Genomic DNA, 22,513 nt, shown 5'->3' on the forward strand with positions numbered 1-22,513 from the left:
GATCCTCCTTCGTCAACCCGCCGCGTTCCCGCCGCCGGACAGCGGTAACGCGCCGAGCGGCACCGATGTGGCCAGGCATGGCGGCACCTGGGCCGGGTAGCCACAGTCGTGCCGAACCGACGGATCAGCGAGCACGGGTTCCTCGCCGACGGGCGCAGCGCGGCCCTGGTCGACACCGACGGCGCGGTCAACTGGTGGTGCCCGCCCCGGTTCGACGCGCCGTCGGTGTTCGGGCGCCTGCTCGACTCCGACGCCGGGCACTGGACCATCCGCCCGGAGGGCGCGGCCACCAGCAGCCGGTCCTACCTGGACGACACGCTTGTGCTGCGTACCGTCTTCACCACGGCGACCGGCACGGTCGCCGTGACCGACGCGCTGGCGCTGGAGCCCGGCGCGCGTGGTCACGACATCGGGATGCGGTCGCCGCGGGTGCTCGCCCGGCTGGTGGAGGGGCTGACCGGCGAGGTGCCGATGCGCGTCGAGTACGCGCCGCGGTTCGAGTACGGCCGCGTCGGCGCCTACCTCACCGAGCGCGACGGGGTGGTGGCCGCCACCGCCGGCGCCTGCCGGCTGGAGCTGCGCGCCGACGTCCCGCTGACCATCGCCGGGGGCGCCGCCACCGGGAGGTTCACCGCCCGCGCCGGCAGCAGGCACCGCTTCACCCTCGGGTACGCCCCGACGTACGCCGGCGCCGAACCGGCGCTGCCCGACGCCGCCGAGGTGGTGGCCGAGACGGTCGCCGGCTGGCAGTCCTGGTCGGCGCTGCACGACTACCAGGGCGAGTACCGTGACGAGGTGCGGCGCAGCGCGCTCGCGGTGCAGGGCATGACGTACGCGCCCAGCGGCGCCGTGGTCGCGGCGGCCACCACCTCGGTGCCGGAGCGGCTCGGCGGCGACCGCAACTACGACTACCGCTACGTGTGGCTGCGCGACTTCAGCCTCACCCTCCAGGCGCTCTGGCGGGCGGCCTGCCCGGACGAGGCGGACCGGCAGTTCACCTGGGTGGCCCGGGCGATGGGCCGGATCGGCGACGAGCCGGTGCCGATCATGTACGGCGTCGAGGGGGAGCGGGACCTGACCGAGCACGACCTCGACCACCTGGCCGGGTACGAGCACAGCCGGCCGGTGCTCGTCGGCAACGACGCGTGGCGGCAGCGGCAGAACGACGTGCTGGGCGAGGTGCTCGACGCCGCCTGGCTGATGCGGTACTACCTCGACCCCATGTCGCCGGAGGTCCGCGACCTGCTGCGGACGCTCGCCGACCAGGCCGAGCGCGGCTGGCACCGGCCCGACGCGGGGATGTGGGAGGGACGTGGCCCGGAGCGGCACTACGTGTCGTCGAAGGTGGAGTGCTGGACCGCGCTGGACCGGGCGGTCCGGTTCGGTTCCCGCATCGGCGAGCCCGCCGACGTGGCACGCTGGGCCGCGGCGCGCGACGAGGTGCGGGCGGCGGTGCTCACCCGCGGCTGGAACGAGCGGGTCGGCGCGTACACCGGGGTGTTCGGCTCGGACGACCTGGACGCCTCGGTGCTGGTCATGCCGCTGGTCGGCTTCCTGCCGGCGAGCGACCCGCGGATGCGCGCCACGATGGACGTGCTGGAACGGCGGCTGTCCCGCGACGGGCTGCTGCGGCGCTGGGACGGCGACCCGGCCGGGTTCGTGATCTGCTCGTTCTGGCTGGCCGCGTGCCTCGCCGAGGCGGGCGAACTGGACCGGGCGCGGCGGCTGTTCGAACGCCTCGCCGCCCGCACCAACGACCTCGGCCTGTACGCCGAGCAGATCGACCCGGACAACGGCGAGCAGATGGGCAACTTCCCGCAGGCGTACTCGCACATCGGCCTGATCATCGCCGCCGGCCGGATCACCGACGCCGCCGCCCGCGCCACCTCGCCCGCCTCCGCGGGCGCCGCCCCTCTCGGTCGATCATGAACTTGACGGCGAATTCGATCTCCCTGAGTGCCGCCAACTTCATGATCGCCCCGGCGAGGAGCGGGTTGGGGGAGGATGAGGGGGTGGATCTGGTGATCGTGGCTGACACGCATGTGCCGAAGCGGGCGCGGGATCTTCCGGCGGTGCTGTGGGCGGCCGTCGAGGCCGCGGACGTGGTGGTGCACGCCGGAGACTGGGTCGACGTGGCGCTGCTGGACGCGCTGGAGGAGCGGTCGCGCCGGCTGGTCGGGGTGTACGGCAACAACGACGGCCCCGCGCTGCGCGCCCGGCTGCCCGAGGTGGCCCGGGTCGAGCTGGACGGCCTGCGGGTCGCCGTGGTGCACGAGACCGGCCCGAAGACCCGCCGCGAGGAGCGCTGCGCCGCCGCGTACGGCGACAGCGACCTGCTCGTCTTCGGACACTCGCACATCCCCTGGGACAGCGTCGCCCCGGGCGGCCTGCGCCTGCTCAACCCCGGCTCGCCCACCGACCGGCGGGCGCAGCCGTACGCCACCTACCTGACCGCCCGGGTGGCGGCGGGGCGGCTCGACCGGGTCGAGCTGCACCGCCTGCCCCCGCGCTGACCTCAGCGGCCCCGGCCGGTCTCCGCCTGGAGCTCGTCGATCCGCCGGGACGCCTCGGCCTTGGTCAGGCCCTCCGGCACCGGCTCGCCCGCCTCCTGGGCCAGGGTGTGCAGGTACGACTCCTGGGCGGCGGTGGGCGGCTCGTCGCCGGTGACCCAGTCGTCCGGATCCTTGACGGCGGCGTCCGGATTCACGTTGCTGCCGCTGGCGTTGTTGCGGTCGGCCATGCTGATCACCTCTCCTCGAACAGGTGTACCACTACCCCCGGCCCGGCGGGTTCATGCCGCCCGCCGCCTACGATCACCTGGTGACGGCGGACCGGGCGGGCGTGGTGGTGGTCGGTGCGGGCATCGCCGGGGTGGCGTGCGCGAACGAGCTGGCGCGGGCCGGTGTCCCGGTGCGGGTACGCGAACGGGCCCGGGTCACCGGCGGGCGGATGGCCAGCAAGCGCTTCGACGGCCGCCCGGCCGACCTGGGCGCCGCGTACTTCACCGTGGACGACCCGGACTTCGCCGCCGTGGTGGACCGGTGGCGGGCCGCCGGGCTGGCGCGGGAGTGGACCGACACGCTCGTCGCGTACGGGCCGGGCGGACGCGAGCAGGCCAGCGGGCCGATGCGCTGGGCCGCGCCGCGCGGGCTGCGCTCGCTCGTCGAGCACCTGGCCGGCGACCTGCCGGTGACGCACGACCGGCTGGTGATGACGGTCGAGCCCGGCCCCCGGGTGGACGGCACCGAGGCCGAGGCGGTCGTGCTCGCCATGCCCGGCCCGCAGGCCGCGCTGCTGCTGGACCCGGCGCTGGCCGCGGCCACCCGGGCGGTGGCCGCGCAGCGCTGGTCGTCGGCGCTGAGCGGGGTGCTGCACTTCCCGGCCCGCCGCTGGCCGGACTTCCGGGGCGCGTTCGTCAACGACCACCCCGTGCTCAGCCTGGTCTGCGACGACGGCGACCGGCGCGGCGACGGCGCGCCGGTGCTCGTCGCGCACACCACAGCCGATTTCGCCGCCGGGCACCTGCTCCAGCCCACCGCCGCCCGTCCGGCGATCGAGCAGGCGGTCCGCGACCTGCTCGGACTCCCCGAGCCGGCCGTGTCGGCCCACGTGCACCGCTGGACGTACGCGACCCCGGCGGCGCACCCCGGGAGCGCCGCGTTCCACCTGGACGACGACGGGATCGGCTTGGCCGGCGACGCGTTCGGCCGCCCGCGCGTGCAGACCGCCTGGCGCTCCGGCCGGGACCTGGGCCGCGCGCTCGCGGCCCGGCTGGGCTGATCCGGGCCGCCACCGGTCGGCCGGGCTGAGGATCCGGTCCGATCCGGTCAGCCGGTGGCGCCCACCGGTTGCGCCGCCGACCCGGCCCGCGTGTCCTCGCCGGTGCGTTCGCCCTCCCGGTCCAGCAACTGCATCACCGGTGTCGCGGCGATACCGTGCGCCACCACCGACACCACCACCACGAGACCGACGGTGGCCCAGACCAGATCCGCCTGCGGGAAGTCGGTCTTGCTGGTGGCGTACGCCAGGTAGTAGAACGAGCCGACGCCGCGGATGCCGAACAGCGAGATCACCCAGTGCTCGGCCGGTCTGCCCGGCGCCCCGCGCAGCGCCAGCCACCCGGCCAGCGGCCGGATCACCAGCACCAGGGCCAGCCCGGCCAGCGCCGCCTGCCAGGTCAGCGGCGCGAGCAGCCCGCCGATCACGGCCCCGCCGAACAGCAGCAGCAACAGCACCGTGAGCAGCCGCTCCACCTGCTCGGCGAAGTCGTGCAGCACGGAGTGGAACTCGTGCGTACGCTCGGCGGCCCGGATCGCGCGGGCGGCCACGAACACGGCCAGGAAGCCGTACCCGCCGATCACCTCGACCAGCCCGTACGCGAGGAACGTCGCGGCCAGCGCCAGGAAGCCCTCGGAGTGCTTGGCCAGCCGCAGCTTGCTCGGGGCGCGGAAGAACAGCTTGCCGAGCAGCCAGCCGACGAGCAGCCCGCCGCCCACCCCGGCGGCGAGCTTGTAGAGCACGTCCACGGCGAACCACTCGCCGAGCCAGCCGGACGGCGCGAGCCCGGTGGTGGCGATCGCGATGGCCGCGTACACGAACGGGAAGGCGAGCCCGTCGTTCAGGCCCGCCTCCGAGGTGAGCGCGAAGCGCACCTCGTCCTCCGAGTCCTCCACATCGGTCGGTTCGCCCACCTGCACGTCGGAGGCGAGCACCGGGTCGGTGGGGGCGAGCGCCGCGCCGAGCAGCAGCGCCGCGGCCGGTACCAGGCCGGCCCACCACCAGCCGAGCAGCGCCACCGCGGCGATGCACAGCGGCATGGCGATCGCCAGCAGCCGCCAGGTGGACGACCAGCGGGCCCAGCTCAGCGGACGGTCGATCTTCAGGCCGGCGCCCATCAGCGCGACGATCACGCCGACCTCGGTGAGGTGGGTGGTCAGCTCCGGCCAGCGCAGCGGGTCCGGTGTGGGCAGACCGGTGGGCAGCACGAACACGAGCATGCCGAGCCCGAGGAACGCGATCGGCATCGACAGCGGCCGTCTCTCCAGGACCCGGGGCAGCACCCCGGCCAGCAGCGCACCGACGCCCAGCAGAGCGAACGCGACATCGACCGGTTCCACGACACCACCCTTCGGTCGCCCGTGGACCGGGCGGCGGAGTCCAGCAGTGCCCCGAAGCGGGCCCGGCTAAGCCTGCGCGCGCCGGCCGATCGGACGGCCGGTCAGCCGAGCGTGCCGATGGCGCTGTCCGGCAGGGCGTGCAGCAGCGCCGCCGGGTCGTCGTAGACCGCCACCGCGCCCGCGCCGGCCAGCTCCGCGCGGCCGGTGCCGCCGCAGGTCAGGCCGATGCAGGGGATGTCCAGCTTGCCGGCGGCGGCCACGTCCCAGACCGAGTCGCCGACGAACACCACCCGCTCGGCGGCCAGCCCCGACTGCTCCAGCGCGGCGACCAGGATGTCCGGCGCCGGCTTGCTCTCCTGCGCGTCGGCCGACGAGGTGACCGAGTCGATCACGTCGTCCGCGTCCAGGGCAGCGCGCAGCGCGGTCACCTCGTGCTCGGCGGCCGAGGTCGCCAGCACCACCCGCAGTCCCCGCTCCGCGCAGGCGCGCAGCAGCTCCCGCGCACCGGGCAGCGGCGCGAGCCGCTCCCAGTACTCGGCGTAGAGCGCGTCGTGCGCGTCGCGCAACCGGCCGTCGGCGTCCCGGTCCCGTTCCGCGCCGAGCAGGTGGTCGAGCAGCTTGTCCGAGCCCATGCCGATGGACCTGTGGATCCGCGCCATCGGCACCCGGTGGTCGCCCTGCCGCAGCGCCTCCCACCAGCTCACCGTGTGCAGGTACGTCGTGTCGACCAGGGTGCCGTCCACGTCGAAGAGGACACCGCGTCGCTTGTCGTCGGCCATGCCCGGCTCCTACCCGCCCGGGGCGTCGCCGACGCGCGGCTCACCCGACGGAATGAGGATCTCGAACCACACGGTCGAGCCGCGTACGGCCGGATCGGTGCCCCAGGCGTCGCTCAGCTCCTCGATCAGGCCGAGCCCGCGGCCCCGGCTGCTGAGCGTGTCGGTCTGCGCCCGGGTGACCTGACCCCGGGTGCCGGAGTCGGCCACCGACACCAGCAGCCGCTCGGCCGACAGGTCGACCTCGACCCGGGCGGCGGTGCCGGCGTGCAGCAACGCGTTCGTGGTCAGCTCGCTGGTGCACAGCACCGCCGCGCCGATCACCGCCTCGGGCACCCGCCACTCGCCGAGCTGCGCGGTCATCCAGTGCCGGACCCGGCTCGGCGCGGTCGGCTCGGCCGGCACCTCCATGCTCGCCGACCGGCTGGGGCGCACCGCGTACTCCACCGCGAGCACCGCCACGTCGTCCTCGGTGGCGCCCGGCACGGACGCGGTCGCCACCGCGCAGAGCGCGCGCGGATCGCCGCCGGCGGCCCCGGTCACCGCCGCGCCCAGCCCGGCCATCCCGGCGGCCAGATCCTGCCAGCGCCGCTCCACCACGCCGTCGCTGTAGAGCAGCAGGGTGTCGCCCGGGCGGAACGGCACGGTGGCGGTACGCGCCCGCCCGCCCAGGCCCAGCGGAGGAGCGGGCGGCACGTCGACGAACTCGGCCACCGCCGCGTCGGGCCCGGCGCGGCGGATCAGCGGCGCGGGATGACCGGCGCTGGCCAGCGTGATCCGCTCCCGGTCCGCCTCGACCACACCGAAGACCACAGTCACGAACAGCTCCTGGGTGCCGCCTTCGACGCCGAGGCTGGCCACCAGCCGGTCCAGCCCGTCGAGCACCGCGTCCGGGCGGGGGTCGACCAGGGCGAGCGCGCGCAGCGCGGCGCGTACCTGGCCCATCCGGGCGGCGGCCTGCACGTCGTGCCCGGCCACGTCGCCCAGCACCACGCCGAGCGCGCCGGTGGGCAGCAGGAACGCGTCGTAGAAGTCGCCGCCGGCGGCGTTGCCGTCCACGCCCGGGTCGTAGCGCGCGGCGATCCGCAGCCGGGGCAGGTCCGGCAGCCGCTCCGGCAGCATGCTGCGTTGCAGCATCTGGGCGGTGCCGTGCTGGGTCTCGAAACGGCGGGCCCGCTCGGCGGCCTGGCCGACCAGCTCCGCGGACGCGGTGAGCAGCGCCCGTTCGGCCGGGGACCAGGGACGCGGCGTCCGGTAGCCGACCGTGAGCGAGCCCCGGACCACCGTGGTACGCAGCGGCAACGCCGCCAGCGCGCTGATCTTCTCGTCGTGCCGGTCCGCCGCGACGCCGCGCAGCGGCTGCCCGTCGGCGACGAACGAGGCCACGCCGCTGCGCGCGGTCACCACCGCCGGCAGCGCCGACTCGGCGGACATCCTCCGCCACAGCGGGGGCAGCCGTTCGTCGGCCTCGTCGAGCAGCTCGCCGCGGATGCGGCGGACCAGCCGCCACGCGCTGCCCTCGTCCACCGCGAAGGACACCCGGTCGGCGTCGAAGGAGTGCAGGCAGTAGCGCAGCGTCACCCGCGCCACGTCGTCGAGCGTGAGCGTGCCGGCCAGCGCCGCCGCGAAGTCGCTCAGGCTCTGCAACTGCTGGGTCAGCTGGGTGGTCTGCGCCGAGACGGTGAGCACGCCGACGATGCGCCCGGTGGAGTCGCGGACCGGGCAGTGGCCCCGGGTGAACACGGCCGGCTCGGCCGGGCCCTGCCGGTCGGCCGGCAGCACCGCCTCCCGTTGCAGGAACGGCTCGCCGTGCCGGTAGACCCGCTCCAGCGCCTCACCGGCGCCCGGGTCGCGCCACACCTCGGCGAACGCCTCGGCCGCCGGCCGGCCCAGCGCGTCCGGGTGCCGGTCGCCGATCAGCTCGGCGTACCCGTCGTTGTAGAAGACCACCAGGTCGTCGCCGAGGAGGAGAGCCATCGGCACCGGGGAGGCGAGCACCACGTCCGTCACGGCGCGTACCGCGGGATCCCAGGTGTGCGGGGCGCCCAGCGGCGTGCCGGCCCAGGGGTGGACGGCCCCGGCCGCCTGATCGCCGACGACGGGATCGGTGGGCGCTCCCGGTGCGGGGGCGGACGGTGTGGGAACCCGACCGACGGTGCCTGGCATGACCGCAGCCTAACCGGAGCGTGGCCGACGGGTTCCGATCATGCGTCCGTGGCGGATGCCGGCGCCGGGCGGCGCGGACGTTCAGGCAGGTCAGGGCCGGTTCGGGGGGCATGTCGGGAAATTGCCCCGGTCCGGCCCGGCGTGCCGCCCAGGCCACGGGGTATGCGGGCGGCGCAGTTCACGCGACAGGAGGGACATCATGCCGAAAACCCTCGCGGTCGGCCAGGTCGACATCAGTGCGGCCTGGACCGACTTCTGGAGGTCGGTGCTGCTCTTCGTACCGCGGGCGATCGCGTTCATCGCGATCCTCGTCGTGGGTTGGCTCATCGCCCGAGCCGTCCTCAAAATCGTGGACGCGGCACTGGAACGGGTCGGGTTCGACCGCGCCGTCGAACGCGGCGGCGTCAAACGGGCCCTGGAACGCACCAAGTACGACGCCAGCGACATCCTGGCCAAACTGGCCTACTACGCGGTCCTGCTGTTCACCCTGCAGTTCGCCTTCGGGGTGTGGGGGCCCAACGCGATCAGCGACCTGATCCGCGGGGTGGTGTCCTGGCTGCCACGGGCCTTCGTGGCGATCGTGATCGTCGTGATCGCCGCCGCCATCGCCAACGCCGTCCGGGACCTGGTGTCCGGCGCGCTGGGCGGGCTCTCGTACGGCCGGGTGCTGGCCGACGTGACGGCGATCTTCATCCTGGCGCTCGGCGTGATCGCCGCGCTGAACCAGGTGGGCATCGCCACCACGGTGACCACACCGGTGCTGGTGGCGTTCCTCGCCACCGTGGCCGGCATCCTGATCGTCGGTGTCGGTGGTGGTCTGGTCAAGCCGATGCAGGACCGCTGGGACGGCTGGCTGCACCGGGCCGCCGAGGAGTCCCGGGCGTTCCGGGAGCAGCGGCAGGCCCAGCAGGCCGGTCGTGGCGACTACGAGCGGCAGCAGGCCGACCGGGGCGGGCAGCCGACGCCGGCCGGACCGCAGCCGATGTCGGGCGCGGGCACGTACCGCTCCGGCGAGGCAGGGGACCAGACGCAGCAGTTCCGTCGGCCGGGCGGCTGACGGCAACGGGTGACGGGGTGTCCGCGGGGCGATCGCGGACGCCCCGTAGCCGTGTCCGGGTCAGGCCAGGTGGCGCGGGTCCAGCCCGCGGGCCAGCAGGCAGACCGCGAGCAGGCGGGTGAGCACCCAGTCCGCCTCGGACCAGTCCACCGGCTCCGTGGGCGGCGTCCAGCCGTGCTCCGACGCCGCGTCGCGCAGCCCTTCGGCGTACCCGGCGAGCGCCGCCACGGTCAGCGGGCGGCGGTCGCCGTCGAGGCTGTCGCGTACCCCCGCCGCGTGCTGGTCGACCTCGGCGAGCAGCCCGGGGTTGGCGTGGGCCGCGGCGAGGCCGGCGGTGCCGACGGCGGCGGTAAGCGTGGTGAGGGTCGACCGCGCGGCCACCGCCGCGGAGCGGGTCGCGACCCGGTTGTTCGGCACGCGCATGGTGTCCGAGGCTAACGCCGGTCACGGCGGGCCGACCTCGGCCGAGCGGCGGATCCCCGGGTCGTCCGGGGGAGCCGCCGCCTCCTCCGCCGGGATTGAGTCGCCCGTGCGGGGGCAGAAGTCCGGTACGCAGAGCACACGATCGGGGTCACGGAGGGACACGATGGGACAGCGGGCCGACGGACCGGACCGGGCACACCGGCGCCCGGAGGGCGTGAGTGACGCCACGGTCGAGGCGCTGGGCAAGCTCAGCGAGGCCTTGGAGTGCGTCGAGCGGGCGCGCGGCCACCTGTACGAGCTGCACCAGCTCATCGGCCACGCCGACCTGATGCTCGACGACGCGGTGGAGATGTTCCGCTCCGCCGGTCATCCGGCCCTCGCCGAGCGGATCGACCGGGAACTGCTCGGCCGCAACGTCATCGCCGGGCGGTGGACGTTCCAGATCGTCGAGGACTTCGACGACGGCTACTACGCGCTCTTCCGGGAGCTGGACCGGCAGGCCCGCGACGAGCTGGTCGAGGGCCGGCGGCACCTCTACGAGGCGGAGATGAAGGAGCGTCGCCGCAGCCGGGGGGTGCCGGGGCACGAGGCCCGGCCGGGCACCCGCTGACTCAGTCGGAGGAGCGTGCTTCGGCCGGCCGGCGCCGGGCGCCGTCGTCGGCGATGATCACGGTCGCGACCATCAGCGCCACCACCAGGCTGAACAGCCAGGAGCTGTCCTCGGTGAACCGGGCGGAGACCGGAGCCTGGATCGCGGCGAGCAGGAAGCCCAGCCAGGCGAGCTTGCGCTGACGGTTGGAGAGGAAACCGGAGCCCTGTTGCATCCCGAAAGTCTTGCGCGCATCGGGGGGAGTGCCGTCAGCCGTTCGGCCGATTCTAGATGGGCTGTCCGTTTTCCCGACCGTCCGTACCGCACCTTTTGTCGTTTCGGCCGAGCATGAGTCCGCCGGCCGCGGGCATCGGCACGGATGCCCGCGGCCGACGGGATCACATGCTGTCCGGGCCGGTCCGTCCGATCGTCGACGGTCGGTAGGCCCGGTCCGCGTCGGTCATCTCACGGCGTTCGGCCTCCGGGCCGGCGCCCCGGTCCACCGCCTCCGGGCCGTGGCCGAACGCGGCCTCCTCGCCGGCGTCGTTGGCGGTGACGTCGTCGCCCTGGCCGTCCATGGCCGACCGGGCGACGGCCTGGTCCAGCTCGTGCAGGGGAGTACGGTCCTCGTCGCGCCACTGGCGGTCGTTGTCGGTCATTCCCCTGCGGTACCCGGACCGGATGATCGCAAACGGCCGGGCACGGCGATGGCCGCCGGCGTCGCGCCGGCGGCCATCGAGACTCGGATGCGGGGGACGGGTCAGGGGGTCGGGCGGTCGACCGCGCCGCGCCAGGCGCCGGTCTCCTGACCGCGCCGTTCGATGAACTGCTTGAACCGCTCCAGGTCGCCCTTGGCGCGTCGGTCGACCACGCCCAGCTTGTCGCCGGCCTGCTCGACCACGCCGTGCGGTTCGAACTCCATCTGGAGCGTGACCCGGGTGTGCCCCTCGTCGAGGCGGTGGAAGGTCACCACGCCCGCCTGCTGGGTGCCACCGGTGGAGCGCCAGGCCACCCGCTCGTCCGGCAACTGCTCGGTGATCTCGGCGTCGAACTCGCGCTTCACGCCCGCGATCTCGACGGTCCAGTGGGTCATCGTGTCCGAGAGCTGCCGGACCTCCTGCACACCCTCCATGAAGTGCGGGAACTCCTCGAACTGGGTCCACTGGTCGTACGCGGTCCGGATCGGGACGTCCACGTCCACGTGCTCGGTAACGCCGCTCATGTCGGGGTTCCTCCTGTTCCGCTGGGTGTCTGCGTTACGGGCCGTGGGCCGGCCCGCTCACCAGCGCGTCGTCTCGTTCCTGTGCCCGAGTGCGGCCCACACCTCGGAGATCGTCTGGTAACGGGTGCCCTCGGGCAGGGTCTCCAGGGCGGCGACGATGTCCGTCGGCGCCTCGTTCTCCCGCGCGTTTGCCAGCAGCGCCTCCCGGTCACCGGGCAGGGCGGTCATGGTGATGAACCGTCCCAGTCGGCTGCGCGCCTCGACGTCCTCGGAGCTCATGCCCTGCGGCGCGCCGCTGCGCAGCTCACCGGCCGGCGCCGTGGTGGCCTCCGGCTGGTCCTCGCCGGCCGGCTCGGGGATCCGGAACTCCTCGGCCCGCGAGCCACCGGTGCCCGGTCCCTGGACGAGACCGCTGACCTCGCTGCTCATCTGGTCGTCGACCCTGGGCGAGTGCTTGCTGCTGCCACGTTCCATGCCTTGGGAGATGCCCCGGGGGGCCGCCGGTAAACCGGTGCGGGCCGGGGAGCCGGTCATCCGGGCGGCAACCGGTCGGCCGTCTTCCCCGCGTCCGCCTTCTCTCCGCCGGCCGCCTTCTCCTGGTCGGCCGGGGCGCGCGGCGGCAGCACCGGGTCGTCCGGCTCCTCGACCCCGGCCTGCATCGCCCGCCCGCGCTGCAGCTCGGCGTTCACCTGCACACCGAGCATCAACGCGCAGTTGGACAGGTAGAGCCACACCAGGAACGCGATGACCGCGCCGAGACTGCCGTACGTGACGTCGTACGAGCCGAAGTTGGCCACGTACAGGCCGAAGCCGAAGGAGGCGAGCACCCAGGCCACGAGCGCCAGCGCGCCGCCCGGGGTGAGCCAGCGGAACCGCGGCTGGCGCACGTTCGGCGCGATCCAGAACAGCAGCGACAGCAGTGTCATGGCGACCACCGCGAGCAGCGGCCACTTCGCCACCGACCACGTCGTGCGGGCCACCGCGCCGGCGTGCAGCAGGTCGCCCACCGCGTCGGTGACCGGGCCGCTGACGATCAGCCCGGTGGCCACCACCGCGAGCAGCACGATCGTCACCGCGGCCATGCCGATCTGCAGCGGGCGCAGCCGGTAGAACGGCCGGCCCTCCCGCACCCCGTAGATCGCGTTGGAGGCGCGGGTGAACGCGCCGATGAACCCGGAGGCGGACCAGAGCGCGCCGAGCAGACCGAAGCTGAGCAGCACCTTCGCCGAGCCCTGCTGCTCGACCACGTTGCGCACCACGCCGACGAACGCGTCGTTGCCGACCACGGAGCCGGCGCCGATCTCCCGGGCCAGGTCGATCACGGTGTCGACCGTGCGCGGGCCGTCGGAGACCAGGCCGACCAGCGCGACCACCACGATCGTGGACGGGAACAGGGCCAGCACGCCGTAGTAGGTGAGCGCCGCGGCCCAGTCCGCGCAGTTGTCCGCGACGAAACCCTTGCCGCTGCGCACCAGCACGCCCCGCCAGGTGCGCCAGTTGAGCTGGCGGATCCGCCGGGGGAGACGGGACCGCGTCCGGCCGCCGACCGTCTCTGGTGTCGTCACGGTCATGTCCGCCTCCTCCGGGCCCCGCCACCGGGCGTGGGCGGGCGGTACCCCCGGTGGGAAGTCGACAAACCGGGTGCCGGTTTGCCCGCCGGACAGGAGGGAACCACACCAGACACCCGATCGAGACTCCAGGAGGACGAGATGCCCGGGCGCGAGGTACTGCCCAGCACGCTGCGGCGCTCCCCGGCGAAGGCGCAGCGGACCTGGGAGAAGACGCACGACTCGGCGGTCGAGACGTACGGCGAGGGGGAGCGGGCGCACCGCACCGCCTTCGCCGCGGTCAAGCACGAGTTCGAGAAGGTGGGCGACCACTGGGAGCCCAAGGGCCGCAAGGGGCCCAGCGACAAGCAGGCCGAGGGCGGCGGCCCGGCCCGGCGCGCGCCGACGGCCGGCGGGGTGGACGCCAACGCCACCAAGGACCACCTCATGGAGGTGGCGAAGAAGCTGGACGTGCGCGGCCGGTCCCGGATGACCAAGCCGGAACTGGTCAAGGCGATCGAGAAGGCCAACAACAACGCGACCCGCGAGGCCCGCGGGGGTCGCTGACCCCCGGGGGTACGCGTCGAGCCCGGGACCGCCTCGGTCCCGGGCTCGCTTCGTGCGGTCTCACCAGTGGCCGCCGCCGGGCGCCTCGAGGTGCACCGCCTTCACGGTGCTGAACTCGTCCAGCAGTTCCGGGCCGTACCCGAAGCCCTGACCACTGCCCCGGCGCGGCTGGGCGGCGCCGCCGGGCGCCCCGCCGAACACGGAGTTGATCTTCACGGTGCCGACCGGCAGCTCCCGCCAGGCGCGCTGGGCGTGGCTCATCGAGCCGGTCAGCACGGTGGCGGCCAGGCCGTACGGGGAGTCGGCCGCACAGCGCAGCCCCTCGCTGAACGAGTCGACCACCACCACCGGGGCGACCGGCCCGAACGTCTCCTCGCGGACCAGCGCCATGTCGTGGCGGCAGCCCTCGACCACGGTGGCCGGGTAGAACGCGCCGGGCCCGTCCGGCAGCACGCCGCCGGTGCGTACCCGGGCGCCGTCGGCGAGCGCGGCGGTGACCTGCCCGTGTACGTGGTCCCGGTGCCGCCGGTCGACGAGCGGGGCGAGCTGCGTGCCGGGATCACGGCCGGGGCCCACGGTGAGCGCCTCGGCGCGCGCCACGAGCGCGTCCAGGAAGCCCTCGGCGACGTCGCGGTGCACGTAGATCCGCTCCACCGCCACGCAGATCTGACCGGCGTTGGCGAAGCAGCCGAGCGCCGCCTGCCCGGCCGCCCAGACCGGGTCGACGTCGGCGTCCACCACGAGCGGGTCGCTGCCGCCGTTCTCCAGCAGCACCTTCGCGCCGGTCCGCGCGCCCGCGGCGGCGATCGCCCGGCCGGTGGCCGTGGAACCGACGTGCGCGACCACGTCCAGCTCCTGCCCGGCCAGCGCGGCGCCCACCTCACCGCCGCCGGTGAGCAGCGACAACACCCCCGCCGGGAGCGCCGAGTCCAGCGCCCGGGCCAGCAGCCAGCCGGTCGCCGGGGTCCGCTCGCTCGGCTTGTAGACCACCACGTTGCCGGTGACCAGCGCCGCGCCGAGCAGGCCGCAGGACACCGCCACCGGGTCGTTCCACGGGGTGATCGCGGCGACCACGCCGCGCGCCTCGGGGGCCATGAAGTCCAGCGCGTCGTGCGCGCCGTGCAGCGTCCGGCCGCCCCGCACCGGGGCCAGCTCGGCGTACTGTCGGAGCGTGCCGACGCCCGCCGCCACCCCGCCCCGCGCGTCGTCGAGCGGCTTGCCCATCTCCGCCGTGGTCGCGTCGGCCAGTTCCCCGGCTGCCGCCTCGACCGCGTCCGCCGCCCGGTGCAGCGCCGCGGCCCGTTCCGCGGGCGCGGTCGCCGCCCACTCCGCCGCCGCGCCCCGGGCCGCCTCCACCGCCTTGGCCACCTCGTCGGCGGTGGCCACCGGCGCCCGCGTCACCGGCGACCCGTCCGCCGGATCGTGGACGACCAGCTCGCCACCCTCGCCGCCGGCGCCCCACACTCCACCAATGAGCTGCGCAACCGTGTACATGCGGCCATGCTTGCCCCGGCATGGGCGGGGCAAACGCGTTTCGCCCGGTGACCGGCCGGGTAGGCGGATCGGATGACCTCCACCGCAGACGCCGTCGTCATCGGTGCCGGCCACAACGGGCTGGTGGCCGCGAACCTGCTGGTGGACGCCGGCTGGGACGTCGAGGTCCTGGAGGCCACCGAGGCGCCCGGCGGGGCCGTCCGCTCCGCGTACGTGACCGCGCCCGGCTACCTCAGCGACCTCTACAGCTCCTTCTACCCGCTCGGCTACGCCTCCCCGGTGCTCGACGGGCTGGGCCTGGAACGGCACGGCCTGTCCTGGACGCACGCGCCGGACGTGCTGGCGCACCTGCTCCCGGACGGCCGCGCCGCCGTGGTCAACCGCGATCCGGACGTCACAGCCGCCTCGCTGGAGGCGTTCGCCCCCGGTGACGGGGAGCGCTGGCGGCACACGTACGCCGACTGGTGCCGGGTCGCCGAGCCGATGCTGCAGACCATCACGACGCCGTTCCCGCCGGTACGCGGCGGGCTGGGCCTGCTGCGTCAGCTGCGGGTCGGTGGCGCGCTCCGGCTCGCCCGCTGCCTCGTGCTCCCGGTCCGCAAGCTCGGCGCCGAGCTGTTCGAGGGCGAGGGCGGCACGGCGCTGCTGGCCGGCTGCGCCCTGCACACCGACCTGTCCCCGGAGGAGGCCGGCTCCGGGGTGTACGGCTGGCTGCTCGCCATGCTCGGCCAGCAGGTCGGCTGGCCGGTTCCGGTGGGCGGCGCCCAGCGGATCACCGACGCGCTCGTCGCCCGGCTGGTCGAACGGGGCGGGCGGATCACGTACGGCGCCCGGGTCGAGCGGGTGCTCACCGCCCGGGGCCGGGCGATGGGCGTACGCACCGCGGGCGGCACCGACTGGCGGGCCCGGCGCGCGGTGCTCGCCGACGTGCCCGCGCCGGCGCTCTTCCTCGACCTGGTCGGCGCGGCGGCGCTGCCGCCCCGGATGGTCGAGGACCTGGCGCACTTCAAGTGGGACGGCTCCACGCTCAAGGTCGACTGGGCGCTGTCCACGCCGGTGCCGTGGAAGAACCGTGACCTGGCCGGCGCCGGCACCGTGCACCTGGGCGCAGACCTCGACGGCCTTACCACGTACGCGGCCGAGCTGGCCCGCGGCGAGCTGCCGCGGGATCCGTTCCTGCTGGTGGGGCAGATGTCGGTGGCCGATCCGAGCCATTCACCGCCCGGCACCGAGTCGCTCTGGTCCTACACCCACCTGCCGTTCCGCCGGAACTGGCGGGCCGAGGACGTGGCGGGGCACGTGGAGCGGATGGAGGAGGTGCTGGAGGCGGCGGCGCCGGGTTTCCGGGCGTCGATCGTCGGCCGGCACGTGGCCGGCCCGGCCGACCTGGAGGCCGCCGAGCCGAGCCTGGTCGGGGGAGCGCTCGGAGGCGGCACCGCCGCGGCGTACCAGCAGTTGTTCCTGCGGCCGATCCCCGGCCTGGGCCGGGCCGACACCCCGGTGGACCGGCTCTACCTGGCCAGCGCCTCCGCCCACCCCGGCGGCGGCGTCCACGGCGCGCCGGGGGCGAACGCGGCGCGCGCCGCGCTGGCCCGCGACCGGGCTGTCACGGGCGCGGTGTACGCCCGCACGATCGCCGCCGCCCACCGCACCGTCTACCGCTGACCCACCTCGCAACCTCGTAAAGGGACCGCCGCCGTAGATCTTGGTACGAAAGTGCCCCCATGAGGGCCGTTTCGTACCAAGATCTGCGGGCTGCCTGTTCTGACGCGTCACGGTGAGTGTTCAGTGCCGTGCCGGAGGAATGGGCGCACCGCTGCCTTTGCTCTGCAGCCGCATACGCATCGGTCACGCACCGTGCCCACGGCCGGCGTCGGGCGAGACGGTGCTCGGGAGAACGCCCTGCTCAGGGGGTGCTGCGGCGATGGCTGCAGAGCAAAGGGGCCGGGGAGGGAGGTGGCCGCACGCCCGCGCCCTCACGCGCGGTGACAATGACGCAGCGTGAGGGCGCGGTGGAGACACGGAGAGCGGTGTCAGGAGTCCAGGTTGCGGTGGCGGCTGCGCAGCTTGAACGGCATCAGCGCGCTCTCGATCTTCGTGGCGGTGGTCATCTTCGAGTCGCCGTCGCGGCGCTCCTCGAAGCGGATCGGCACCTCGAGGATCGTGTGACCGAGCTTGGTGGCGAGGTAGTGCATCTCCACCTGGAAGCTGTAGCCGTTGGACTGCACCCGGTCCAGCCCGATCGCGCGCAGCGCGTCGGCCCGCCAGATCTTGAAGCCGGCGGTCAGGTCGCGGATGCGTACCCGCAGCAGCGTGTGCACGTACAGGTTCGCCCAGCCGCTGAGCGCGCGCCGGTACAGCGGCCAGTTCTCGTCCAGCTCACCGCCGGGCACGTACCGGGAGCCGATGACCACCGAAGCCTGGGTGGACAGCAGCGCGCCGAGCATGCCGGGCAGCGCCTCCGGCGGGTGCGACAGGTCGGCGTCCATCTGCGCGACGAAGTCCGCGCCGTCGTCGAGCGCCCGGCCGATGCCGTCCACGTACGCCCGGCCGAGACCCTCCTTGCCCGGGCGGTGCACCACCGTCACCCGGTCCGGGTGCTCGATGGCCAGCTTGTCGGCGACCTCGCCGGTACCGTCCGGGGAGTTGTCGTCGGCGACCAGCACCTTCAGCCCCGGCAGCGGCAGCGCGAGGAGGCGCTCGACCAGCACCGGGAGGTTGCCCGCCTCGTTGTAGGTCGGAACGACGACGGTCAGGCGCGCATCCCCCCACGGGGAGGGTAACTGCACGGGTTCGATCATCACGGACATCCTCGGTCAGCCGACAGGTTCACCTGAGAGGGTAGCCAGTCCCTCGCGCGGCAGCCGCACAGACGCCCCGCCACCGATCGATCACCGCTCCGGCTTCTGCCGTGTCGCGATGTCGGAGAGCCGGGCCAGCGTCTCCCGGTTGCGCAGGTGCAGCACCAGATCGTTGAGCTTGGTCCGGACCCACCGCAACGGACCGGCGGCGAAATCCTCGCCGATCGTCACCCGGGTCCTGCCGCCCTCCAGCGGCTCCAGGACGAACGCCACGATCGCCTCCCCGGCCGGCCACAGCCCGGCGCGCAGCACCAGCCGGTGCGGCGCCTGGCACTCCAGCACCGTCGACTTGTCCTGGAGCGAGAACGGCCAGGGCCCGGCCCGGTGGTGCAGGTTGCTGCCGACGCGCGGCCACGTGTCGTCCACATCCCGCACGTGCGCGGTGCCCACCACCCAGTCGCTGTACGTCCACCCGTCCGCGAGCACCTCGAAGACCTGCTCCGGGGGCGCGTCGATCACCTTCTCCACAACCGCCATCATCGAGCGGTACCCCGGCACGGGCCGTCGCTAACGGCGATCCGGGTTAGCTTCTCCGGGACGGCGGGTATCGCCGGACCGGGCCGGTCGTGGCAGGCGTGCACCCGGCTGTGCGGCACCGGCGGATCGGCCAGGCGCCGACGCTGACGTTTACTCCTCGGGGCGTCGGGAACCCGCCGCCCGTGCGACGGGACCAGGAGCGGGATCAGTGCAGGTCAGCCCGGGTTGACCCGGGTGCTGACCGGTTCCCGTCCGGCCTGTACGACGCGGTGCTGCTGGACCGCGACGGCACGCTGGTAGAGGACGTGCCGTACAACGGCGACCCGGAGAAGGTACGGCCGGTGCCCGGCGCCCGGGAGGCGCTGGACCGGTTGCGCGCGGCCGGGTTGCGGCTGGCGGTGGTGACGAACCAGTCCGGCCTGGCCCGGGGCTGCTTCACGGCGCACGACCTGCGCCTGGTCAACGCCCGGGTGGAGGAACTGCTCGGGCCCTTCGACCACTGGGCGATCTGCCCGCACGCGGAGGCTGACGGGTGCGCCTGCCGCAAGCCCGCGCCCGGGCTCGTACACGAAGCCGCCGCCGCGCTCGGGACCACGCCGACCCGGTGCGTGCTGATCGGGGACATCGGCGCGGACACGGCAGCCGCCGCCGCGGCCGGCGCCGCCGCGATCATGGTGCCCACGCCCGCCACCCGGGCCGCCGAGGTGGCCGCCGCGCCCACTGTCGCCGCGGACCTGCCGGACGCGGTGGGCATCGTGCTGGCCCGGATACGCCTGACAGCCGCGCCGCAGCCCGCGCGCCGGGGAACCGTGCTGGTGGTGCGCAGCGACGCGGCGGGCGACGTGCTGGTGACCGGGCCGGGCATCCGGGCGGTCGCGGCCGGAGCGCAGCGCGTCGTGCTGCTGTGCGGGCCACGCGGCCGGGCCGCCGCCGAACTGCTCCCCGGCGTCGACGAGATCATCGAGGCGCCGCTGCCGTGGATCGACGCGCCCGCCCCGCCCGTCGACCCCGACGCGGTGCGCGCGCTGACCGACCGGCTCGCGGAGGTACGCGCCGACGAGGCGGTCGTGTTCACGTCCTTCCACCAGTCCGCCCTGCCCCTGGCCCTGCTGCTGCGCCTGGCCCGGGTGCCCCGGATCAGCGCGATCAGCGACGACTACCCCGGCAGCCTGCTCGACGTGCGCCACCGCGTCCCGGCCGGCGTACCCGAACCCGAACGCGCCCTGTCCCTCGCCGCCGCCGCCGGTTTCGCGCTGCCCGACCACGACGAACCGGCGCTGCGCATCCGCACCGACCGTCTGCCGCCGCCCGCGGCCGACGCCGGGGCGCCCGGCTACGTGGTCCTGCACCCGGGATCCTCGGTGGAGACCCGCGCCTGCCCGGAGGAACTGGCCACCCGGGTGGTCCGGGTGCTCGGCGCCGCCGGTTACCGGGTCGTGGTCACCGGCGGGCCGGACGAGCGGGACCTGACCGCGCGCGTCGCCGCGGCGGGCGGCGTCGACCTGGGCGGGCGGACCGGCCTGGACGACCTGGCCGCGGTGATCGCCGGGGCCGGCGCGCTGGTGGTCGGCAACACCGGCCCGGCTCACCTGGCCGCCGCGCTCGGCGTGCCGGTGGTGAGCCTGTTCGCGCCCACTGTGCCGTTCGGACAGTGGGGACCGTACCGGGTGCCGACGGTGCGGCTCGGCGACGCGGGCGCGGCGTGTCGGGACACCCGCGCCACCGTCTGCCCGGTTCCCGGGCACCCGTGCCTGTCGGCGGTCGAGCCGGGACGGGTGCTGGAGGCGTTGCGGCTGCTGCGCGTGCCGGCGCCGGTGGCGGGCGGGGTGGCCGGATGAACATCCTGCTGTGGCACGTCCACGGGTCGTGGACGACGTCCTTCGTGCACGGCAAGCACCGCTACCTGGTGCCGGTCACCCCTGATCGCGGTCCGTACGGCCTGGGCCGCGCCCGCACCTACCCGTGGCCGGACAACGCCGTCGAGGTCACCCCCGAGGAGTTGCGCGACACCGACGTGGACCTGGTGATCCTGCAACGCCCGGAGGAGATCGACCTGGCCGCGGAGTGGCTCGGCCGCCGGCCCGGCCGCGACGTGCCGGCCATCTACGTCGAGCACAACACCCCGAAAGGCGACGTGCCGAACACCCGCCACCCGATGGCCGACCGCGACGACCTGCTCCTCACCCACGTCACCGCGTTCAACGAACTGTTCTGGGACAACGGCACCACCAGGACCACAGTCGTCGACCACGGCGTCGTACCACCCGCCGTCGAGTGGACCGGCGAACTCGACCGCCTCGCCGTCGTGATCAACGAGCCGGTACGCCGCTGGCGCGTCACCGGGACCGACCTGCTCGCCCGGTTCGCCGCGCTGGCGCCGCTGGACGTCTACGGGATGAAGGTGGACGGTCTCGCCGCCCACCTCGGACTACCGGAGGACCGGCTCACCAGCCACGACGACGTACCCCAGCACGCCATGCACGCCGAACTCGCCAAACGGCGCGCGTACCTGCACCTGTGCCGCTGGACCTCACTCGGCCTCAGCCTCATCGAGGCCATGACCATGGGCATGCCCGTGGTGGCACTGGCCACCACCGAGGCGGTGGAGGCGGTGCCACCGGCCGCGGGCGCGCTGTCCACCCGCGTCGACACGCTCGTCGACGCGGCCCGTGGCCTGCTGGACGACAGGGAGTCCGCCCGCCGGGCGGGCGCCGTGGCCCGGGCCGCCGCCCGGGACCGCTACGGCCTGGATCGATTCCTCGCCGACTGGGACCGGCTGCTGGAGGAGGAAGTATGCGCATCGCGATGATCTCGGAGCATGCCAGCCCGCTCGCCGTCCTCGGCGGGGAGGACGCCGGTGGCCAGAACACGCATGTCGCGGAGCTCTCCGCCGCGCTCGCGGCCGCCGGTCACGACGTGCGCGTCTACACCCGCCTCGACGCGGTGGACCTGCCGGTGAGCGTCCGCACCCCGGACGGGTACGAGGTGGTGCACGTACCGGCCGGGCCGGCCGAGCCGGTGGCCAAGGACGACCTGCTGCCGTACATGCCGGCGTTCGGGCAGTGGCTGGCCGACCGGTGGCGCACCGGCGACTGGCAGCCCGAGGTGGTGCACGCGCACTTCTGGATGAGCGGGCTGGCGGGTCTCGCCGCGGCCCGCCGCACGGGCGTGCCGGTGGTGCAGACGTACCACGCGCTCGGCACCGTCAAGCGCCGCCACCAGGGTGTGCAGGACACCAGCCCGCCGGGCCGGGCCGAGCACGAGCGGAAGCTGGGCCGCTCGGTGGACCGGGTGGTCGCCCAGTGCCAGGACGAGGTCGCCGAACTGGTCCGGATGGGCGTGCCCCGGTCCCGGATGACAGTCGTGCCGTCGGGGGTGAACCTGACGACGTTCTCCCCGCTCGGCCCGGTCGCCGACCGCGACGGCGGCCGGGCCCGCGTCCTCACCGTCGGCCGGCTGGTCGAGCGCAAGGGCTTCCAGGACGTCATCCGGGCCGTCGCCGAGGTGCCGGACGCCGAGTGCGTGGTGGTCGGCGGGCCGCCGGCCGGGCTGCTGGAGACCGACCCGTACGCGCTGCGCCTGCGCGCGCTGGCCCACTCGCTCGGCGTCGCCGACCGGGTACGGCTGGTCGGCGCGGTCCCCCGGGAGGAGATGGGCCGCTGGTACCGGTCGGCCGACGTGCTCGTGGCCGCGCCCTGGTACGAGCCGTTCGGGCTCACCCCGCTGGAGGCGATGGCCTGCGGCGTACCGGTGGTCGCGACGGCGGTCGGCGGGCTGATCGACACGGTGGTGGCCGGACGGACCGGCGACCTGGTGCCGCCCCGGGAGCCGGCGGCCCTCGGCGCGGCGATCCGGGGCCTGCTCGGCGACCGGATCCGCCGCTTCGCCTACGCCACCGCCGCGCTGGAGCGGGCCCGCACCCGCTACTCCTGGGCCACCACCGCGGACCGCCTCACCGAGTTGTACGGCGAGGTGGCCACCGTGCGCCGCCCGACCCGGGTGGTCGCCTGATGACGGCCGGGACGCCGGCGGCCGGCGCGACGGTGCTGGAGGACCACCTGAGCCTGCTGGCCGCCGCGCTGCTGCCGTTTCGGGAGGCGGAACAGATGCTGGCCCGCTGGGGTGCGGAACTGGCGCAGCGGCTGGCCGCCGGTGGGCGGTTGCTGGTGGCCGGCAACGGCGGCAGCGCCGCCGAGGCCCAGCACCTCACCGCCGAA

The 22,513-nt window shown here is 74.7% G+C and carries 23 protein-coding genes and 1 pseudogene; 11 read left to right on the top strand and 13 right to left on the bottom strand.

What is annotated here, in order from left to right:
• Positions 1-108: 108 nt before the first annotated feature.
• On the top strand, positions 109-1,929 hold the full coding sequence (locus V6U82_RS29710; RefSeq protein ID WP_334467177.1) for a glycoside hydrolase family 15 protein: 1,821 nt from the start codon (positions 109-111) through the stop codon (positions 1,927-1,929).
• Positions 1,930-2,012: 83 nt separating this feature from the next.
• Positions 2,013-2,513 carry a metallophosphoesterase family protein gene (locus V6U82_RS29715; RefSeq protein WP_334467179.1) on the top strand — a complete coding sequence of 167 codons (501 nt, stop codon included), beginning with the start codon at positions 2,013-2,015 and terminating at the stop codon, positions 2,511-2,513.
• Positions 2,514-2,515: 2 nt separating this feature from the next.
• Here the strand turns inward: V6U82_RS29715 and V6U82_RS29720 are convergent, their stop codons facing one another.
• Positions 2,516-2,740, bottom strand: a complete 225-nt coding sequence (locus V6U82_RS29720; protein ID WP_334467182.1) for a DUF3072 domain-containing protein — start codon at positions 2,738-2,740, stop codon at positions 2,516-2,518.
• Positions 2,741-2,793: 53 nt separating this feature from the next.
• On the opposite strand from V6U82_RS29720, the gene V6U82_RS29725 reads away from it, so the two are divergent.
• Positions 2,794-3,780 (top strand): NAD(P)/FAD-dependent oxidoreductase, encoded by a 987-nt coding sequence (locus V6U82_RS29725; RefSeq protein WP_334467215.1) that lies wholly within the window; start codon positions 2,794-2,796, stop codon positions 3,778-3,780.
• Between the two features lie 47 nt (positions 3,781-3,827).
• Here the strand turns inward: V6U82_RS29725 and V6U82_RS29730 are convergent, their stop codons facing one another.
• The 3 genes from V6U82_RS29730 to V6U82_RS29740 all read right to left on the bottom strand — a co-directional run bounded on the left by V6U82_RS29730 (position 3,828) and on the right by V6U82_RS29740 (position 8,059).
• Positions 3,828-5,117: a cation:proton antiporter domain-containing protein gene (locus V6U82_RS29730; RefSeq protein ID WP_334467184.1), complete on the bottom strand. Its 1,290-nt coding sequence runs from the start codon at positions 5,115-5,117 to the stop codon at positions 3,828-3,830.
• Positions 5,118-5,218: 101 nt separating this feature from the next.
• A complete protein-coding gene (locus V6U82_RS29735; RefSeq protein ID WP_334467186.1) occupies positions 5,219-5,896 on the bottom strand; it encodes an HAD family hydrolase in 678 nt (225 codons plus the stop codon).
• A gap of 9 nt (positions 5,897-5,905) precedes the next feature.
• Positions 5,906-8,059 (bottom strand): ATP-binding SpoIIE family protein phosphatase, encoded by a 2,154-nt coding sequence (locus V6U82_RS29740; RefSeq protein WP_334467188.1) that lies wholly within the window; start codon positions 8,057-8,059, stop codon positions 5,906-5,908.
• 199 nt (positions 8,060-8,258) lie between these two features.
• On the opposite strand from V6U82_RS29740, the gene V6U82_RS29745 reads away from it, so the two are divergent.
• A complete protein-coding gene (locus V6U82_RS29745) occupies positions 8,259-9,116 on the top strand; it encodes a mechanosensitive ion channel family protein (protein ID WP_302906034.1) in 858 nt (285 codons plus the stop codon).
• A 60-nt stretch (positions 9,117-9,176) separates the two neighbouring features.
• Here the strand turns inward: V6U82_RS29745 and V6U82_RS29750 are convergent, their stop codons facing one another.
• Complete coding sequence (locus tag V6U82_RS29750; RefSeq protein ID WP_334467192.1) at positions 9,177-9,539, bottom strand: DUF6401 family natural product biosynthesis protein; 363 nt, start codon at positions 9,537-9,539, stop codon at positions 9,177-9,179.
• A gap of 163 nt (positions 9,540-9,702) precedes the next feature.
• Between V6U82_RS29750 and V6U82_RS29755 the strand changes: the two genes are divergently transcribed.
• Complete coding sequence (locus V6U82_RS29755; RefSeq protein ID WP_128138838.1) at positions 9,703-10,149, top strand: hypothetical protein; 447 nt, start codon at positions 9,703-9,705, stop codon at positions 10,147-10,149.
• Position 10,150: 1 nt separating this feature from the next.
• Here the strand turns inward: V6U82_RS29755 and V6U82_RS29760 are convergent, their stop codons facing one another.
• From V6U82_RS29760 to V6U82_RS29780, 5 genes are all read right to left on the bottom strand, one after another.
• Positions 10,151-10,363, bottom strand: a complete 213-nt coding sequence (locus tag V6U82_RS29760) for a hypothetical protein (protein ID WP_018784964.1) — start codon at positions 10,361-10,363, stop codon at positions 10,151-10,153.
• Positions 10,364-10,526: 163 nt separating this feature from the next.
• Positions 10,527-10,787 carry a hypothetical protein gene (locus V6U82_RS29765; RefSeq protein WP_174535784.1) on the bottom strand — a complete coding sequence of 87 codons (261 nt, stop codon included), beginning with the start codon at positions 10,785-10,787 and terminating at the stop codon, positions 10,527-10,529.
• A 101-nt stretch (positions 10,788-10,888) separates the two neighbouring features.
• A complete protein-coding gene (locus V6U82_RS29770) occupies positions 10,889-11,350 on the bottom strand; it encodes an SRPBCC family protein (protein ID WP_120570609.1) in 462 nt (153 codons plus the stop codon).
• A 57-nt stretch (positions 11,351-11,407) separates the two neighbouring features.
• Positions 11,408-11,824 carry a DUF2795 domain-containing protein gene (locus V6U82_RS29775; protein ID WP_334467199.1) on the bottom strand — a complete coding sequence of 139 codons (417 nt, stop codon included), beginning with the start codon at positions 11,822-11,824 and terminating at the stop codon, positions 11,408-11,410.
• A 56-nt stretch (positions 11,825-11,880) separates the two neighbouring features.
• Entirely contained in the window at positions 11,881-12,921 is a 1,041-nt protein-coding gene (locus tag V6U82_RS29780; protein WP_334467201.1) for a YihY/virulence factor BrkB family protein, read from the bottom strand.
• Between the two features lie 138 nt (positions 12,922-13,059).
• On the opposite strand from V6U82_RS29780, the gene V6U82_RS29785 reads away from it, so the two are divergent.
• On the top strand, positions 13,060-13,464 hold the full coding sequence (locus V6U82_RS29785; protein WP_334467203.1) for a ChaB family protein: 405 nt from the start codon (positions 13,060-13,062) through the stop codon (positions 13,462-13,464).
• Positions 13,465-13,524: 60 nt separating this feature from the next.
• Here the strand turns inward: V6U82_RS29785 and V6U82_RS29790 are convergent, their stop codons facing one another.
• Positions 13,525-14,958 (bottom strand): aldehyde dehydrogenase family protein, encoded by a 1,434-nt coding sequence (locus tag V6U82_RS29790; protein WP_334467205.1) that lies wholly within the window; start codon positions 14,956-14,958, stop codon positions 13,525-13,527.
• A 72-nt stretch (positions 14,959-15,030) separates the two neighbouring features.
• Between V6U82_RS29790 and V6U82_RS29795 the strand changes: the two genes are divergently transcribed.
• The gene (locus V6U82_RS29795; protein ID WP_334467207.1) at positions 15,031-16,623 is read left to right on the top strand and encodes a phytoene desaturase family protein; all 1,593 of its coding nucleotides are present in this window, start codon (positions 15,031-15,033) and stop codon (positions 16,621-16,623) included.
• Between the two features lie 368 nt (positions 16,624-16,991).
• Here V6U82_RS29795 and V6U82_RS29800 read toward each other — a convergent pair whose 3' ends face one another.
• Positions 16,992-17,759: a polyprenol monophosphomannose synthase gene (locus V6U82_RS29800; RefSeq protein WP_334467209.1), complete on the bottom strand. Its 768-nt coding sequence runs from the start codon at positions 17,757-17,759 to the stop codon at positions 16,992-16,994.
• A 90-nt stretch (positions 17,760-17,849) separates the two neighbouring features.
• Positions 17,850-18,296: an SRPBCC family protein gene (locus V6U82_RS29805; RefSeq protein ID WP_128138232.1), complete on the bottom strand. Its 447-nt coding sequence runs from the start codon at positions 18,294-18,296 to the stop codon at positions 17,850-17,852.
• Positions 18,297-18,478: 182 nt separating this feature from the next.
• Between V6U82_RS29805 and V6U82_RS29810 the strand changes: the two genes are divergently transcribed.
• The 4 genes and pseudogenes from V6U82_RS29810 to V6U82_RS29825 all read left to right on the top strand — a co-directional run.
• Entirely contained in the window at positions 18,479-20,134 is a 1,656-nt protein-coding gene (locus tag V6U82_RS29810; RefSeq protein ID WP_442933479.1) for an HAD-IIIA family hydrolase, read from the top strand.
• On the top strand, positions 20,131-21,105 hold the full coding sequence (locus tag V6U82_RS29815) for a glycosyltransferase (protein WP_334467211.1): 975 nt from the start codon (positions 20,131-20,133) through the stop codon (positions 21,103-21,105). Before V6U82_RS29810 ends, V6U82_RS29815 begins: the two co-directional genes overlap by 4 nt.
• The gene (locus V6U82_RS29820; protein WP_334467213.1) at positions 21,090-22,307 is read left to right on the top strand and encodes a glycosyltransferase; all 1,218 of its coding nucleotides are present in this window, start codon (positions 21,090-21,092) and stop codon (positions 22,305-22,307) included. Before V6U82_RS29815 ends, V6U82_RS29820 begins: the two co-directional genes overlap by 16 nt.
• Positions 22,307-22,513, top strand: a pseudogene (locus tag V6U82_RS29825) (phosphoheptose isomerase); the annotation flags it as partial. The gene V6U82_RS29820 and the pseudogene V6U82_RS29825, both read left to right, overlap by 1 nt.

The organism is Micromonospora sp. CPCC 205554 (assembly GCF_036902745.1).
Classification (GTDB): domain Bacteria; phylum Actinomycetota; class Actinomycetes; order Mycobacteriales; family Micromonosporaceae; genus Micromonospora; species Micromonospora tulbaghiae.

Excerpts from the sequence above, each read along its gene's own strand:
- V6U82_RS29720 (WP_334467182.1), bottom strand. The coding sequence starts at position 2,740 with ATGGCCGACCGCAACAACGCCAGCGGCAGCAACGTGAATCCGGACGCC.
- V6U82_RS29725 (WP_334467215.1), top strand. The coding sequence starts at position 2,794 with ATGCCGCCCGCCGCCTACGATCACCTGGTGACGGCGGACCGGGCGGGC.
- V6U82_RS29735 (WP_334467186.1), bottom strand. The coding sequence starts at position 5,896 with ATGGCCGACGACAAGCGACGCGGTGTCCTCTTCGACGTGGACGGCACC.
- V6U82_RS29740 (WP_334467188.1), bottom strand. The coding sequence starts at position 8,059 with ATGCCAGGCACCGTCGGTCGGGTTCCCACACCGTCCGCCCCCGCACCG.
- V6U82_RS29745 (WP_302906034.1), top strand. The coding sequence starts at position 8,259 with ATGCCGAAAACCCTCGCGGTCGGCCAGGTCGACATCAGTGCGGCCTGG.
- V6U82_RS29750 (WP_334467192.1), bottom strand. The coding sequence starts at position 9,539 with ATGCGCGTGCCGAACAACCGGGTCGCGACCCGCTCCGCGGCGGTGGCC.
- V6U82_RS29755 (WP_128138838.1), top strand. The coding sequence starts at position 9,703 with ATGGGACAGCGGGCCGACGGACCGGACCGGGCACACCGGCGCCCGGAG.
- V6U82_RS29760 (WP_018784964.1), bottom strand. The coding sequence starts at position 10,363 with ATGCAACAGGGCTCCGGTTTCCTCTCCAACCGTCAGCGCAAGCTCGCC.
- V6U82_RS29765 (WP_174535784.1), bottom strand. The coding sequence starts at position 10,787 with ATGACCGACAACGACCGCCAGTGGCGCGACGAGGACCGTACTCCCCTG.
- V6U82_RS29770 (WP_120570609.1), bottom strand. The coding sequence starts at position 11,350 with ATGAGCGGCGTTACCGAGCACGTGGACGTGGACGTCCCGATCCGGACC.
- V6U82_RS29775 (WP_334467199.1), bottom strand. The coding sequence starts at position 11,824 with ATGGAACGTGGCAGCAGCAAGCACTCGCCCAGGGTCGACGACCAGATG.
- V6U82_RS29780 (WP_334467201.1), bottom strand. The coding sequence starts at position 12,921 with ATGACCGTGACGACACCAGAGACGGTCGGCGGCCGGACGCGGTCCCGT.
- V6U82_RS29785 (WP_334467203.1), top strand. The coding sequence starts at position 13,060 with ATGCCCGGGCGCGAGGTACTGCCCAGCACGCTGCGGCGCTCCCCGGCG.
- V6U82_RS29790 (WP_334467205.1), bottom strand. The coding sequence starts at position 14,958 with ATGTACACGGTTGCGCAGCTCATTGGTGGAGTGTGGGGCGCCGGCGGC.
- V6U82_RS29795 (WP_334467207.1), top strand. The coding sequence starts at position 15,031 with ATGACCTCCACCGCAGACGCCGTCGTCATCGGTGCCGGCCACAACGGG.
- V6U82_RS29800 (WP_334467209.1), bottom strand. The coding sequence starts at position 17,759 with ATGATCGAACCCGTGCAGTTACCCTCCCCGTGGGGGGATGCGCGCCTG.
- V6U82_RS29805 (WP_128138232.1), bottom strand. The coding sequence starts at position 18,296 with ATGGCGGTTGTGGAGAAGGTGATCGACGCGCCCCCGGAGCAGGTCTTC.
- V6U82_RS29815 (WP_334467211.1), top strand. The coding sequence starts at position 20,131 with ATGAACATCCTGCTGTGGCACGTCCACGGGTCGTGGACGACGTCCTTC.
- V6U82_RS29820 (WP_334467213.1), top strand. The coding sequence starts at position 21,090 with ATGCGCATCGCGATGATCTCGGAGCATGCCAGCCCGCTCGCCGTCCTC.